Source organism: Streptomyces koelreuteriae (assembly GCF_018604545.1).
Lineage (GTDB): Bacteria > Actinomycetota > Actinomycetes > Streptomycetales > Streptomycetaceae > Streptomyces > Streptomyces koelreuteriae.
In genome coordinates this window covers 770,792-786,392 of the sequence record NZ_CP075896.1, presented here as the reverse complement: position 1 = coordinate 786,392, position 15,601 = coordinate 770,792, and the positions used below count along the sequence as shown (strand labels likewise).

Sequence of the window (15,601 nt, the reverse complement as noted above, 5' to 3'; positions counted from 1 at the left end):
AAAGCAAGGGGTTTTGGATGCTCCTCCATCGAACGACGCTCAGAAGGCCCTGGCGGCGCATGGCGGCGATACTGACCGCCGCCACCCTCGGCGTCGGTCTCCTCGCGGGATGCGGTTCCGACTCGGCGGACAAGACGGACCAGCAGAACGACGGTACGCAGGCCGCGTCCGCCGGCGCCTTCCCGGTGACCGTGGAGCACGCCTTCGGATCCACGACGGTCGACAAGGCGCCCAAGCGGGTCGTCTCCGTCGGCTACACCGACGACCAGACCATCCTGGCCTTCGGCATCAAGCCCGTCGGCATGGTCGACCAGTACCCCAACCCCCCGGGCAAGAGCCCTGACATCAACACCCAGTGGCCCTGGGTGAAGGACAAGTGGGGCGACACCAAGCCCGAGGTCGTCATGAAGAACGGCGACTCCGGCCCCAACTACGAGAAGATCGCCGCCCTGCGCCCGGACCTGATCGTCGCGGTCTACTCCGAGATCGACAAGGCCGCGTACGACAAGCTGTCCAAGATCGCCCCGACGGTGGCGCGCACCAAGGCCGAGAAGGAGCCCTTCAGCGCTCCCTGGCAGGACAACGCGCTCCACATCGCCAAGGCCCTCGGCAAGGCCAAGGAGGGCGAGAAGATGGTCCAGGACATCCAGGGCCAGCTCGACGCCGCCAAGAAGGCCCACCCCGAGCTCGGCAAGGAAAAGGCCGTCGCGCTGTCCTGGTACAAGAACTCGGTGGCGCCGTTCACCTCCACCGACGTGCGCGGACGCCTCGTCACCGGCATCGGCTACAAGTATCAGACCGAGATCGACAAGATCGCCGGCGGCAGCTTCTACACCACGCTCTCGCCGGAGCGCGTCGACCTCGTCGACGTCGACCACATCTTCGTCATCAACGACAAGGCCGACACCGAGGCGCTGAAGAAGTTCAAGCTCTTCGCCAACCTGGACGCCGTGAAGAAGGGCAACGTGTCGTATCTGCTCGACAGTGAGGGACCCGCGGTCGGCGCGGCCATCTCCCAGGGCACCCTGCTGTCCATGCCGTACGCGATCGACGAGCTCGTCAAGTCGGTCGATCAGTAAGTGAGCACCACCGAAACGCATGCCGCCCCGGCGACCCTGCGCACGACGACCGGCCGCGAAGCCACCCGATGGGTCACGGCGCACTGCCGTGAGATGCCCTGGCTGACGGCCGCCACCGTGCTCACCACGGTCGCGGGGGCGGCGCTTCAGGTGCTCCCGGTGCTCCTGCTCGGCCGTGTGGTCGACGGGGTCGTCGGGGGCGAGGAACCATCGATCCTGGTCACGATCGGGGTGCTGATCGCCGCCGCCGCGCTGCTCGGCGCGGCGGCCACCGCGGTCTCGACCTATCTCATCGGACGGCTGGGCGCGGATCTGCTCGCCCGGCTGCGCGAAGGCGCCGTCCGGGCCGTGCTCGGAATGCCGAGCGCCCGGATCGAGCAAGTGGGCCGGGGAGACGTGCTCTCCCGGGTCGGTGACGATGTGGCCGTGCTGTCCAAGGGCATCCGCACGGCCGTGCCCACCGTGTTCTCGGCGGGCGTGCTGGTCGTCATCGCCACCCTCGGCATGTTCGGTCTCGACTGGCGGCTCGGCCTCGCCGGCGCCGGCGCGCTGCCCGCGTACGCCCTGGCCCTGCGCTGGTACCTGCCCCGCTCCGCCCCGCTCTACCGGAAGCAGCGGGTGGCGCAGGCCGACCGGGCGCAGGCGTTCATCAGCGGTCTGAACGGCATCGACACGGTCCGCGCGTACCGCCTCGAGGGCGACTTTCGCGAGAAGGTCACCAGCGAGTCGTGGCGGGTGCGCGACCTCGGCATCGAGGTGTTCCGGTTCTTCGGCCGGTTCGTCGGCCGGGAGAACCGCGCCGAGTTCATCGGTCTCGTCCTGATCCTCGTCGTGGGGTACGCCCTGCTGGAGGCCGACGCGGCGAGTATCGGCGAGGTGTCGGCGGCTCCGCTGCTGTTCCACCGGCTGTTCACCCCGCTGGGCGCCATCATGTTCACCTTCGACGAGGCGCAGAAGTCGGGCGCGAGCCTGACCCGTCTGGTCGGAGTGCTGGGGGAGGCCGCCGAGGAGCGCCTGGTGGGCGACGAGTCCGTCCCGGCGGCCGAGGCCGGTGCGTACCCGGTGGTGGTGCGGGGGCTGACGTTCCGTTATCCCGGCTCCGAGGATCCGGTGCTGCGGGACGTCGACCTGACCATTCCCGCCGGTGGTTCGCTCGCCCTGGTGGGGGCGACGGGCGCGGGCAAGACGACCCTGGCCGCGCTGATCGCCGGCATAGGGACCCCGGAAGCCGGTTCCGTGCGGGTCGGGCCGACCGATCTCGCCGACCTGGACGAGGCCGGGGCGCGGGCCCTGGTGAGCATCCTGACGCAGGAGACGCATGTGTTCTCCGGTCCGCTCGCCGAGGATCTGCGGCTGGCCGCGCCGGAGGCGACCGACGCCGAACTGACGGACGCCCTGCGCACCGTCGGCGCCGACGGCTGGGTCGACGCGCTGCCCGAGGGGCTGAACACCCCGGTCGGCGAGGGCGGTGAGCGCCTGGACGTCACCAAGGTCGCCCAGATCGCGCTGGCCCGGCTGGTGCTGGGCCGGGCGCCGGTGGTGGTGCTCGACGAGTCGACCGCGGAGGCCGGCAGCGAGGGCGCCGCCGAGCTGGAGCGGGCCGTACTGGCCGCCTGCGCGGGCCGGACGACGCTGTTCGTGGCGCACCGGCTGACCCAGGCGATGGCCGCCGACCGGATCGCCGTGCTGGACGCGGGACGCGTCGTGGAACAGGGCACGCACGAGGAGCTCGTGGCTCTGGGCGGCAGGTACGCGCGACTGTGGCGGGCCTGGCGAGAGGGTAGTTAGGCAACCCTTATTTAGGTTAGCCTAACTCCACATTCTGGAAGGGACGCTGAGTCTTCGATGATGGAACCGCGCGCTCGTGTCGCACTGCTTTCTCCCACCCGCCTGGCAGATGTCCGCCGGCGCACAGGTGACTACCCGGACAGGACCATCGCCGAAGCGTGCGCCATCGGTCTGTCGTACTGGGCGACGGGGCAGAGCCCCGACGGGATCGACCTCGCGCCCGGCACACTCTTCGCCGACGTCCTCGGCTGGGTCGACAACGGCGGGACGGCGCCCGCCGGCTGGGACGTCGGCGCGGACGGCCTGAGCATCACCGTCCCGGAAGTCGTCACGCCGGCCGACGCGCAGCTCGCGCTGGACGACCTGGCCGACTTCCCGGACCGGCCGCTCGGCACCGTCGGCCCGTCCAGCGTTGCCGCCCGGCTGCGGACCCTGGCCGAGTGGAACGACAACCAGGCCGACCGGGTCCGCCCGACCGTCGTCGAGATGTTCCGGGAGCAGGCGCGGACCAGACCGGACGCCGTCGCCATCGTCGACGAGCACCGCTCGCTGACCTACCGCCAGGCGGCCGAGCTCTCCAGTCAGCTCGCCCACCACCTCATCGCCCGCGGACTGGGCCACGAGCAGGTCGTCGGCATCTCCCTGGCCCGCTCCGCCGACATGGTGATCGGGCTGCTCGCCGCGCTCCAGGCCGGATGCGCGTTCGTGCCGCTCGACCCGCAGTGGCCCGCCGCGCGCCGGGCCGTCGTCATCGAGGACGCCCGGGTCGTCCTCCAGCTCAACGCCTCGGGCGAGCACGACCCGGCCGAACCGGAGGCCGTGGCCGTCGACCTCGGCGACTGGGGTTACGCCTCCCACCCTGCCGAGGGCACCGGCGTCACCGTCCTCGGCGACGCCCTGGCCTATGTCATCTTCACGTCCGGTTCCACCGGGCGGCCCAAGGGCGCGATGATCCGGCACGAGGCGATCAGCGAGCGCCTGCTGTGGCAGGTCAACGAGATCCTGGGCTTCGGACACGACGACGCCTCGCTCTTCAAAGCCCCGCTGTCCTTCGACATATCCATCAACGAGATCTTCCTGCCCCTGGTCTCCGGCGGCAGGCTGGTGGTCCTGCGCACCGGCGGCGAACGCGACCCGCACCATCTGCTGAGCGTCATCGCCGAACAGCGCGTCACCTTCACCTACCTGGTGTCGTCCATGCTGGACGTGCTGCTGGAGATGGCGGGCGACACCGGCCGCCTGGACAGCCTGCGCCACGTGTGGTGCGGCGGCGAGGTGCTCACCCCCGAGCTGTACGAGCGGTTCCGCACCAAGCTCGACATCCCCATGTACCACGGCTACGGCCCCGCCGAGACGACCATCGGCGTCTCCCACGTCATCTACCGGGGCGCCGCCGAACGCCTGTCGACGTCCATCGGCAAGGCCAACCCCAACACCCAGCTGTACGTCCTGGACGAAGAACTGCGCCCCGTCCCGGTCGGCGTCGGCGGCGAACTCTACGTGGGCGGCTTCCTCCTGGGCCGCGGCTACGTCAACGCCCCCGGCCTGACCGCCTCCCGGTTCGTGGCCAACCCCTTCGCCGCCGACGGCTCCCGCCTCTACCGCACCGGCGACCTCGCGCGCTTCGCCCCCGACGGATCCCTGGACTTCCTCGGCCGCGCCGACAACCAGATCAAGATCCGCGGCATGCGGCTGGAGATAGAGGACGTCGAGGCCGGCCTCGCCGAACACCCCCGGGTCCGGCACACCTGCGTCGTCGCCAAGAAGAACTCGGCGGGCGGCACCTACCTCGTCGGCTACGTCATCCCGGCCGCCGGCGGCGAGGACCTCCGGGCGGACGAGGTCAAGGCCTGGGCGACCGAGCACATGGTCGAGTACATGGTGCCGACCCACCTCGTCGTGATGGACGCGTTCCCGCTCACCGCCAACGGCAAGCTCGACCGCAACGCCCTGCCCGAGCCCACGATCGACACGGGCTCCCTCGTCCGCCCCACCACCGACGACGAGCGCGCCGTGTGCGCCGCGGTCGCGCAGGTGCTGCGGCTCGACGAGGTCGGCGTCGACCAGGACTTCTTCCAGCTCGGCGGCGACAGCATCCTGGCCATCTCCCTGCTGAGCGCCCTGCGCGACGAGGGCCTGCACGTCACCGCACGACAGATCTTCACCCACAGCACCGTGGGCGCCCTGGCCGCGGTCGCGAGCCGCGAGGACGTCTCCGCCACGGACCACGCCGACGTCGCCACCGGAACCGTCGTGGGATCGCCCATCGTGCAGTGGCTCGGCGAGACCACCGACGCCGTCGACGGCTTCGTCCAGTCCGTCGTGCTCAACACCCCGGCGGACCTGACCGCAGACGCCCTCGACGCGACCCTCTCGGCCCTCGTCCGGCACCACGACATGCTGCGCGCCAAGCTGGTGCGCGGCGAGGACTGGAGCTTCTACATCCCGGAGGCGGACGGGGCGTCCGTGACCTGGCAGGAGAGCGATCTGCCGGTCGAGGAGTGCGCCGCGCTCGCCACCGAGGGACTGGACCCGGACGCCGGCGCGATGCTGCGTGCCGTCTGGCGCCGTGAGGCACGGCAACTGGTCCTGGTCGCCCACCACGTGGTGATCGACGGCGTGTCCTGGCGCGTCCTGATGGAGGACCTGGCCACCGCCTGGCGGCAGTTCACCTCGGGCACGCCGATCGAGCTGCCCCCGGTCGGCACGTCCTTCCGGCGCTGGACCCAGCTGCTGGAGCGCGCCGCGTTCGACGCGGACAGCGCCTCCTACCGGCGCCCCCTGCCCGGCGAGGACCAGCCGATCGGCAGGCGCGCCCTGTCCGAGACCGACACCGTCGCGCACGAGCGGCTGCGGACCGTCTCGGTCGGCCCCGAGATCACGGCCGCCCTGCTGGGCGAGATCCCGGCGAAGTTCCACGCGGGCGTCAACGACGTCCTGCTGACCGCGCTCTCCGTCGCCCTCGCCCGCCGGCGCCGCGACCTCGGCCAGGACCAGACGTTCGCCCACATCGAACTCGAAGGCCACGGCCGCGAAGGACAGTTCGTCGCGGGCTCCGCCGGCTTCGAACCGGAACTGTCCCGGACCGTCGGCTGGTTCACCACCCTCTTCCCGGTGACCGTCGACCCCGGCACGGCGGCCGACCTCACCACCCCCGCGTATCTGACCGCCGCCCTCAAGGCCGTCAAGGAAGACCTCGCCCGGGTCCCGGACAACGGCGTCTCCTACGGCGCCCTGCGCTACCTCACCGGCAGCGAGTTCGACGCCCCCGCACCCCAGGTCCTCTTCAACTACCTGGGCCGCTTCGCCGCGGGCGCCCCCGGCGACTGGCAACTCGCGGGCACCACCGGCCAGCTGGGCGAGAAGCGCGACCCGGAGATGCGCCTGCCGCGCGCCCTGGAGTTCAACGCGATCGCCGAACCCGCCGCCTCCACCGGCGACTACGAGCTGGTCACCACCATCTCCTGGCCCGACGGCATGTTCACCGACGCGGACATCACCGCCATCGGCGACTACTACCGGCTGGCCCTGGCCGGACTCGCCGCCCTCGACCAAGGCGGCCACACACCCAGCGACTTCCCCCTGGTGCCCCTCACCCAGACCGATGTCGACGCCCTCGACGGCCCCGCCCTGCGGGACATCCTGCCGCTCACCCCGCTGCAGGAGGGCCTGTACTTCCACTCCGTGTTCGACGACGACTCCGCGGGCGCCTACGTCGAACAGCAACTCCTCACCCTCGACGGTGAGGTGGACGCGGACCGGCTGGCGACGGCGGCCTCCCGCCTGCTCACCCTCTTCCCGAACCTGGCCGCCCGGTTCACGGCCCTCGCCGACGGCCGCGTGGTCTCCGTACTGGAAGGCGGCGTCGAAGCACCCTTCACCACACTCGACCGGCCCGGCATCACCGACGAGGAGATACGCGACCTCGCCGAGCGGGACCGCCGCGAAGGCTTCGACCTGGCCACCGGCCCGCTGATGCGGTACTCCCTCGTCCGCGCGGGCTCCGGCCGGAACGTCCTGGTCCAGACGGTGCACCACATCATCGCCGACGGCTGGTCGGTGCCGCCGATGCTCCGTGCGCTGCTCGCCGAGTACCACGCCCCGGGGACCGTCTACCCGATCGGCGGCTTCGCCGACTACGTGCACTGGCTCGCCGGACGCGACGACGACGAGAGCGACCGCGTCTGGCACGCCGAACTCGCCGACCTGCCCGGCCCCTCACTGGTCGCCGAGGACCACACACACTCCGACCGCTTCGCCGACACCGCCGTGGAGCCCGAGGGCGACCTCGACGCCGCCGTCCGCGAGGCCGGTGTGCCGCTGAGCGTGGCCGTGCACAGCGCCTGGGCCGTGACGCTCGGCGGCATCCTGCACGGCAGCGACGTGGTGTTCGGCTCCACCGTCTCCGGCCGCGACGCCGACGTGCCCGGCATCGGGGACATGGTGGGTCTCTTCATCAACACCATCCCCGTACGCGCCCGTTGGTCCGATGACACCACCTCCGGAGACCTGCTCGCCTCGGTCCGGGAGCACCAGAGCGCGGTCCTGCCGCACCAGCACGTCTCCCTGGCGAGGATCGGCCGCCAGGCCGGCGCCGGTTCCCTGTTCGACACCCTCGTGGTCTTCGACGTGGCGACCGATGTCGCCGCCCTGCGCCGACCCGACGACACGCTGGTCGTCTCCGACCTCGTCAACGAGGGCGCCCCGCACTACCCGCTCACGCTGGTGGTCGAGCGCGCACTCGACGGACGCCCGCGCTTCAACCTGATCTACGACGGCGAACTGCTGCGGGAGACGACCGCCCAGTCGATCCTGCACACGTTCACCCACACCCTCACGGGCCTGCTCACCCGCCCGGACGCCCTGGTCACCGACCTGGCCCCCGGGAGCGAGCGCCGTCCCGCCCCCATCACCCCGACGACGCTGGGCGATCTGTTCGACACCGCCGCGCGCCGCGACCCCGCCGCCACCGCCGTCACCCAGTGCGGCCTCGACGGCGGCACCCGCTCCCTGACCTACGGCGAACTGGCCGACACCAAGGACGAGTTGGCCTCCGCCCTGCGCGCGGCCGGGGTCGGCCCCGGCAAGCGCGTCGCGGTCGCCGTCCCGCGCTCCCTGGAGCAGGTCGTGGCCCTGGTCGCGATCGTCAGCGCCGGCGGCGCGTACGTCCCGCTCGACCTCGCCTACCCGGACGACCGGCTGGAGTACATCCTCGCCGACGCCGCACCCCAGGTCGTCCTGGTGGACCGCGAGCAGCGCGACCGCTTCACCCAGCTCCTGGCCAGGGCGGACGTACCGGCCCGGGTACTCGTCCAGGGCGACGAACTGCCGGTCGGGGACGCCGCAGCCACCGAGCCCGAGGTGAGCTGGCACAACCCCGCCTACGTCATCTACACGTCCGGCTCGACCGGCAGGCCCAAGGGCGTCGCCGTCCCGCACTCCAGCGTGGTCACGCTCCTCGCCAACACCCAGCCCGACATGGACTTCGGCCCCCGGGACGTGTGGGTCCAGTTCCACTCCTTCTCCTTCGACTTCGCGGTCTGGGAGCTGTGGGGCGCGCTGGCGTACGGCGGTGAGCTGCTGGTGCCCGAGTACGGCCTGACGCGCTCCCCGGTCGACTTCCACCGCCTCGTCCGCGAGCGCGGAGTCACTGTTCTCAACCAGACCCCGTCGGCGTTCTACCAGTTCATCGAGGCCGACCGGCTCGCCGCCGAACCTCTCCCCGCACTGCGCCGGATCATCTTCGGCGGCGAGGCCCTGGACCTCGGACGCCTGCGCGGCTGGACCGAACGGCACGGCACGGACACGCCCGAGCTGGTCAACATGTACGGCATCACCGAGACGACCGTCCATGTCACCCACCGGGTCCTCACGGACGCGGACTTCGGCCCGGACGACTCCGTCAGCCCGATCGGCGGCCCCATCCCCGGTCTGACCACCTACCTCCTCGACGACCGGCTCCGCCCGGTGCCGCCCGGCAAGGTCGGTGCCATCTACGTCGCCGGCGACCAGGTGTCGCTCGGCTACCTCGGCAGGCCCGGCCTCACCGCCGGCCGCTTCGTCGCGAACCCCTTCGCGGACGACGGCTCCCGCATGTACCACACGGGCGACCTGGCCATCCGCACCCTCGACGGCGAACTGCAGTTCACCGGCCGCGCCGACGACCAGGTACAGCTCAAGGGCTTCCGCATCGAACTGGGCGAGGTGGAGTCCGCCGTACGCGATCTAGACGGTGTGGTGGATGTGGCCGTCACGGTCGCGGACAGTGGTGACTACCTGGTCGCGCATGTGGTGGGCAGTGTGCCCGCCGACTTCCACACCTTGCTGTCCGAGAAGCTGCCCGCGCACATGGTCCCGGGCCAAGTCCTCACGCTCGACGCACTACCGCTCACGGTAAACGGCAAGCTGGATCGAAAGGCCTTGGCTGAACGTACCTCTAGGGGCGCGGGGAACTGCGCGACCAGCCCCCACACACCAGCAGACAAAAACTCAGCAGTCACCACCTTCATCGAGATCTTCACCCAGACCCTGCCCGGCTCGGACATAGCCGCCGACACCGACTTCTTCCACGCCGGAGGCGACAGCATCGTCGCCATCACGCTCGTGAACCGGGCCCGAACCCTCGGCCTGCAGATCTCCCCCCGGGACGTCTTCCTCCTCAAGACCCCCCGCGCACTCGCCGACAACCTGGCGACGAGCACACCGCAGACAACGGCTCCCACCCTCACCCCCACCCGCCGTGAGGACGGCCCCCTCACCCCCACCCCGATCATCCTGCGCCAACGCGAACTCGGCGGCTCCCTCACCCGATTCGCCCAGGCCAGGACAGTCCAGGCCCCCGAGGGCACAGGGCTCGCCGACGTCCGGCGCGCCGCGAACGCCCTGGTCGCCGCCCACCCCACCCTGCGACTGCACCTCCGCACCGACCACGGCGTATGGGCCCTGCGCACCGAACCGGCCCATGAGGTCACCGTCGTACGCCCGGACACCACCGACGCCACGGCCGTGGCGAACGAGGCCGCCGCACGGCTCGACCCCGAGTCCGGCAACGTCATCGCCTTCGCCTGGCTGGAAGCCACCCGCACCCTCGTCGTCACGGTGCACCACCTCGCCGTCGACGCGGTGTCCTGGCTGATCCTGCTGGAGGACCTGACCACAGCGCTGCGCGGCGAGCCCCTGGCCCCGCCGACCACGTCGTACGCCGAGTACGCCGAGGCCCTGACGCTCCACTCCACCCACGCACACGACGACCTCGGCCACTGGATCACCACGCTCCAGGCGCCCGAACTGCTGCCCACCATCGGCGAACTGCGCGAGACCACCGTCGTGCTCGACCCCGACGTGAGCGACCGCCTCACCCGCACCGCACCCGCCGCCCTCGGCGTCGGTCTCACCGAACTGCTGTGCGGCGCGCTGCGCACCGCGCTGACCCGCGTCCAGCCCTCGCCCACCGATCTCGCGATCGAACTGGAGCGGCACGGCCGGGTCCCGGTCCTCGAACAGCACGACTACACCCGTACGGTCGGCTGGTTCACCGCCATCGCACCCGTACGGCTCACCGCGCACACCGACCCGGTCGCCGCGGCCCGCGAGGTCGCCGAACGCCAGCCGGACGAGCGCGCCCATGTCGGCTACGGGCAGCTCAGGTACCTCGACCCGCAGACGGCCCCGCTGCTCACCGCCCGCCCGCAGGTGCTGTTCAACTACCTCGGCCGGGGCAGCGAGTCCCAGGCGCTGCACCTCACCGCCGGCGACCAGGGCAGCCCGTACGCCGTCGAGGTCAACGCCTGGACCGACGAGGCGACCGGCAGCCTGCTCGCCGAGTTCACCCTCGCCGAGGGCATACCCGACGAGATCACCGAGCACTGGCGCCGCTCGCTGGAGCACATCGCCGACGCCGCCACCACGGCCGAGCGCACCGCACCGGTCACCCCGCTCCAGCGCGGCCTGTTCTTCCAGGCCCAGATGGCGGGCACGGCCGGACACTACGTCGCGCAGAGCTGGTTCACCTTCGACCGGCGCCTGGACACCGACGCGCTGGCCGAGGCGATGGCGTACGTGATCGCACGGCACCCGGTCGTGGGCGCAGGCTTCAGTACGGACGACGACGGAAACCCCGTCCAGGTCCTCAAGGCCGGCCGGCGGGTCGACGTCCGTACGGTCGCCCTCGCGACGGACGCGGAGGTCGACGCCCTGCGCGCCCGGGACCGCGACACCGGGTTCGACCCGGGTGAGCCGCCGCTGATCCGGCTGACCGTCGTACGACTGCCCGACGACCGCGACGGCCTGCTGCTGAGCTACCACCTGCTGCTGTGGGACGGCTGGTCGCGCGAGATCGTCCTGCGGGACCTGTTCGACGCCTACCGGGCCGTCCTCGCGGGCGAGCCGCTCGACCCGACGCCGGCCACGCCGAGCTTCGAGGAGTACGCCCGGGCGCTCGACGCCAAGGACCCCGCCGTATCGGAGCGCTTCTGGGCGGAGCACCTGGCGGCCCTGCCCGGCCCGACGCTGCTCGCCGGACCGGCGCCGACGCTCTCGGACGACCTGCCGAGCGCACTCGTGCACACGCTGTCCGCCGAGCAGTCGGACCTGCTGCGGGACGCGGCCAGGGAGCACGGCGTCACCCTGAACTCGGTGCTGACCGGCGCCTTCGGCCTGCTGCTCGGCGCACACACCGGCCGCAGCGACGCCGTGTTCGGCGTGACCGTCTCCGGCCGCGACGGCGAAGGCCTGGACGACATCGTCGGCGTGCTGCTCAACACCGTGCCCACCTGGACGCGGGCCCGGCCGGAGCAGTCCGTCCGGGAGTACCTGTCGGCCGTACAGACGGCACGGGTCGAGGCGATGGAGCACGAGCACCTCGGACTCGGCGAGATCCAGCGGGCCAGCGGGCACGACACCCTGTTCGACAACCTGTTCGTGCTGCAGAACTTCCTGGACATGGACGCGTTCGCCGAGATGAACGCCCGGCACGGCATCACCTCGGTCAAGGCGGACGACTCCACGCACTACCCGTTCACCTGGGTCGTCACCCCCGGCGACCGGCTCACGGTCAAGCTGGAGTACCGCGACGGCGACACCGCGGGCGCCCGCGGGCTGCTCGACGACTACCTGAGCGTGCTCGAAGACCTGGCCCGCTCGACCGGGCCCGTGGGCGCGCTGCGGGGGCTCGGTCCCGAGCCCGTGCGGGAGGAGCGTACGGACGTCGGCACGGACACCGTCGTCGACCGCTTCGACCAGGCCGCCGACCGCGACCCGCAGCGGGTGGCGCTCGTCGCCCACGGCGCGACGATGACGTTCGCCGAACTCCAAGGCCGCAGCCGCGCGGTCGCGGGAGTGCTCGCGGCGCGCGGCATCGGCCCCGAGACGACCGTGGGTCTCGCGATCCCGCGCTCCCTCGACTGGATCGCGGCCCTGTTCGCCGTGCTGCGGGTCGGCGCCGCGTACGTACCGCTGGAGCTGGACCACCCGGACGAGCGGATCGCCGCGATCGTCGACGACGCCCGCCCGGACGTGATCCTCACCGTGAGTGCCGTCGCGCCCCGGCTCACCGGCGACCTCATCGAACTGGACCGGCCCCTCCCCGAGGCCGAGCCGTACGTGACGTTCGCGCCGGACGACCCGGACCGGCTGCGGCACCCCGCGTACACGATCTACACCTCCGGTTCGACCGGAAAGCCCAAGGGCGTGGTGACCGAGTACGCCGGGCTCACCAACATGCTGATCAACCATCAGCGCCGGATCTTCGAGCCGGTGCTGGCGGAACACGGCCACCGGATCTTCCGGATCGCGCACACCGTGTCGTTCGCGTTCGACATGTCGTGGGAGGAGCTGCTGTGGCTCGCCGACGGCCATGAGGTGCACATCTGCGACGAGGAGCTGCGCCGCGACGCGCCCGCCCTGGTGGAGTACTGCCTGGAGCACGGGATCGACGTCATCAACGTGACCCCGACCTACGCGCAGCAGCTGGTGGCCGAGGGCCTGCTGGACAACCCGGACCGCCGGCCCGCGCTGGTGCTGCTGGGCGGCGAGGCCGTCACCCCGACCCTGTGGCAGCGGCTCGCGGAGACCGAGGGCACGGTCGGCTACAACCTGTACGGACCCACCGAGTACACCATCAACACCCTGGGCGTCGGCACCTTCGAGTGCGAGGATCCGGTGGTGGGCGTCGCGATCGACAACACCGACGTGTACGTGCTCGACCCCTGGCTGCGGCCCCTGCCCGACGGCGTTCCCGGCGAGCTGTACGTGTCCGGCATCGGCATCGCGCGCGGCTATCTCGGACAGCCCGCCCAGAGCGCGCACCGCTTCGTCGCCTGCCCGTTCGGCGAGCCCGGGGAGCGCATGTACCGCACCGGTGACCTGGTCGTCCGCCGGCCCGACGGCAACCTGATGTACCTGGGCCGCACCGACCAGCAGGTCAAGATCCGGGGCCACCGCGTCGAACTCGGCGAGGTCGAGGCCGTGTTCGCCGCGCACCCCGCGGTCCGGTTCGTCGCCGCCGTCGCCCAGCCCGACCCACAGGTCGACGGCGCCTACCGGCTGGCCGCCTACCTCGTGCTGGACGGCGCCGACCTGGCCGCTGTCGCCGCCGACGTCGGCGCCGGGCTGCCGGACTTCCTGCGCCCGACGCACTACGCCCAGGTCGACAGCATCCCGCTGACGGTGAACGGGAAGGCTGACACCAAGGCGCTCCCCGAGGCCAAGCCACTGGGCGCGCTGACCACGGTGGGGGAGCGGGGCCCGCAGACCGAGACCGAGACCGTGGTCTGCGAGTACTTCGCCGAGGCACTGGACCTGGACGACGACGAGGTGAGCGCGGTGAGCGATTTCGTGTCCCTCGGCGGACACTCCATGCTGGCGGTACGCCTGGTCGGGCTGCTCCGCCGCGAGTTCGGCCCAGTGATCACCATCCGAGACCTGTTCACCCTGCGAACCCCCGAAGCGATTGCCCGCCACCTCGATGACAACTGACACGCAGCGGCCCCGCCCCGGGGCCGCCATCCTCCGCACGGCCCTGCGCCGCAACATCGGCGCCATGGCCGCCGGCACCTTCCTCATGGGGCTCTACCAGGCCGGTGAGACGGCCTTCCCCATCGCGCTCGGCATGATCGTCGAGCACACGATGCAGGGGGAGCGGAGCCTCGGCGCGCTCGCCCTGTCGATCGCGGCCCTGGCCGTGATCATCACGACCGTGTCGCTGTCCTGGCGGTTCGGCATGCGGATCCTGCAGAAGGCCAACACGACCGAGGCGCACCGCTGGCGCGTGAAGGTCGCCGCCTGCGGCCTGCAACCGGTGGCCAGGGACGTCGACCTCAAGTCCGGCGAGGTCCTGACCATCGCCACCGAGGACGCCGACCAGACCGCCGACATCGTCGAAGTGGTACCGATGCTGATCAGCTCGATGGTCGCGGTGGTCGTCGCGGCCGTCGCGCTGGGCATGGCCGACATCCGGCTCGGCCTGCTGGTGATCGTCGGCACTGTCGCGATCCTGTCGATCCTCAGCGTGATGTCCCGGCGGATCGGCAGCAGCACCCAGGAACAGCAGGCCCGGGTGGCGCGGGCCGGTGCGAAGGTCGCCGACCTGATCACCGGCCTGCGCCCGCTGCACGGATTCGGCGGCAACCACGCGGCCTTCGGCTCCTACCGCAAGGTCAGCACCGAGGCGAGGCACCAGTCGATCGTCGTCGCCAAGGTGAACGGCGTGTACGCCGGCACCGCGCTGGCCCTCAACGCGGTCCTGGCCGGAGCCGTGACCCTGACGGCGGGCTGGCTGGCGTTCGACGGCCGGATCACCATCGGGGAACTCGTCATGGCCGTGGGCCTGGCGCAGTTCATCATGGAACCGCTCCGGCTGTTCTCGGAGATGCCGAAGTACGTGATGATCGCGCGGGCCTCGGCCGAGCGGATGGCGCTGGTCCTGTCGGCGCCGCCGGTCACCACGCCGGGGTCCGGGCGACCGGCCCCGGGCGCGGACCTGGAGATCGACTGCGTCCGCCATGGCTCCCTGAACAAGGTGCGCTTCCAGGTGGCGGCCGGCGAGTTCGTCGCCATCGCCGCCTACCAGCCGCGCGCCGCCGCCGACCTGGCGGCCGTCCTGGCCGTGAACGTCCCGCCCGACGCGTACGAGGGAGTCGTCCGGGTCGGCGGGCAGGAGCTGGCGGACCTGTCGGTCGAGGCGGTCCGCGAGCACCTCCTCGTGAACCCCTACGACGGGGAGATCTTCGCGGGCACCCTGCGCACCAACATCGACCCCTCGGGCACCAGCGGTTCGGTCCCCGAGGCCGTCGAGGCGTCCATGCTGACCGACGTGGTCGCCCTGCACCGCGACGGCCTCGACTACGGCGTCCGCGACCGCGGCGCGAACCTCTCCGGAGGCCAGCGCCAACGCCTCTCCCTGGCCCGCGCCCTGGCGGCCGACACCGAGGTCCTCGTCCTGCACGACCCGACGACGGCGGTCGACGCGGTCACCGAACAACTGGTCGCCCGCAACGTGGCGAAACTACGCCGAGGCCGCACGACCATCGTCATCACCAGCAGCCCGGCCTTCCTGGACGCGGCCGACCGGGTGCTGGTCCTGGACGAGGGCGTGGTCACGGCGGAGGACACCCACCGGAACCTCTTGGCCAACGACAAGGCGTACTGCCTGGCGGTCGCACGGTGACTCTCTGAGGGGCCCGGGGGGGCCTGGCTTTTAGGGGCGCGGGGAACTGCGCGACCAGCCCCCACCGCCC

The 15,601-nt window shown here is 71.5% G+C and carries 4 protein-coding genes; all 4 read left to right on the top strand.

Annotation, left to right across the window (positions count from 1 at the left end):
• Positions 1–17 precede the first annotated feature (17 nt).
• Genes KJK29_RS03515 through KJK29_RS03500 form a run of 4 tightly spaced genes read left to right on the top strand, consistent with a single transcriptional unit; the run spans position 18 to position 15,531 of the window.
• Positions 18–1,079, top strand: coding sequence for an iron-siderophore ABC transporter substrate-binding protein (locus KJK29_RS03515; protein WP_215117124.1), 1,062 nt, complete (start codon positions 18–20; stop codon positions 1,077–1,079).
• Positions 1,080–2,867, top strand: a complete 1,788-nt coding sequence (locus KJK29_RS03510) for an ABC transporter ATP-binding protein (protein ID WP_215117123.1) — start codon at positions 1,080–1,082, stop codon at positions 2,865–2,867. It begins immediately after the preceding gene.
• Between the two features lie 57 nt (positions 2,868–2,924).
• On the top strand, positions 2,925–13,841 hold the full coding sequence (locus tag KJK29_RS03505) for a non-ribosomal peptide synthetase (RefSeq protein WP_215117122.1): 10,917 nt from the start codon (positions 2,925–2,927) through the stop codon (positions 13,839–13,841).
• Positions 13,831–15,531: an ABC transporter ATP-binding protein gene (locus tag KJK29_RS03500; protein ID WP_215117121.1), complete on the top strand. Its 1,701-nt coding sequence runs from the start codon at positions 13,831–13,833 to the stop codon at positions 15,529–15,531. Before KJK29_RS03505 ends, KJK29_RS03500 begins: the two co-directional genes overlap by 11 nt.
• The last annotated feature ends 70 nt before the right edge of the window (positions 15,532–15,601 follow it).

What these genes read in the sequence shown, in the direction of transcription:
- KJK29_RS03500 (WP_215117121.1), top strand. Translation starts at nt 13,831, where the DNA reads ATGACAACTGACACGCAGCGGCCCCGCCCCGGGGCCGCCATCCTCCGC.
- KJK29_RS03505 (WP_215117122.1), top strand. Translation starts at nt 2,925, where the DNA reads ATGATGGAACCGCGCGCTCGTGTCGCACTGCTTTCTCCCACCCGCCTG.
- KJK29_RS03515 (WP_215117124.1), top strand. Translation starts at nt 18, where the DNA reads ATGCTCCTCCATCGAACGACGCTCAGAAGGCCCTGGCGGCGCATGGCG.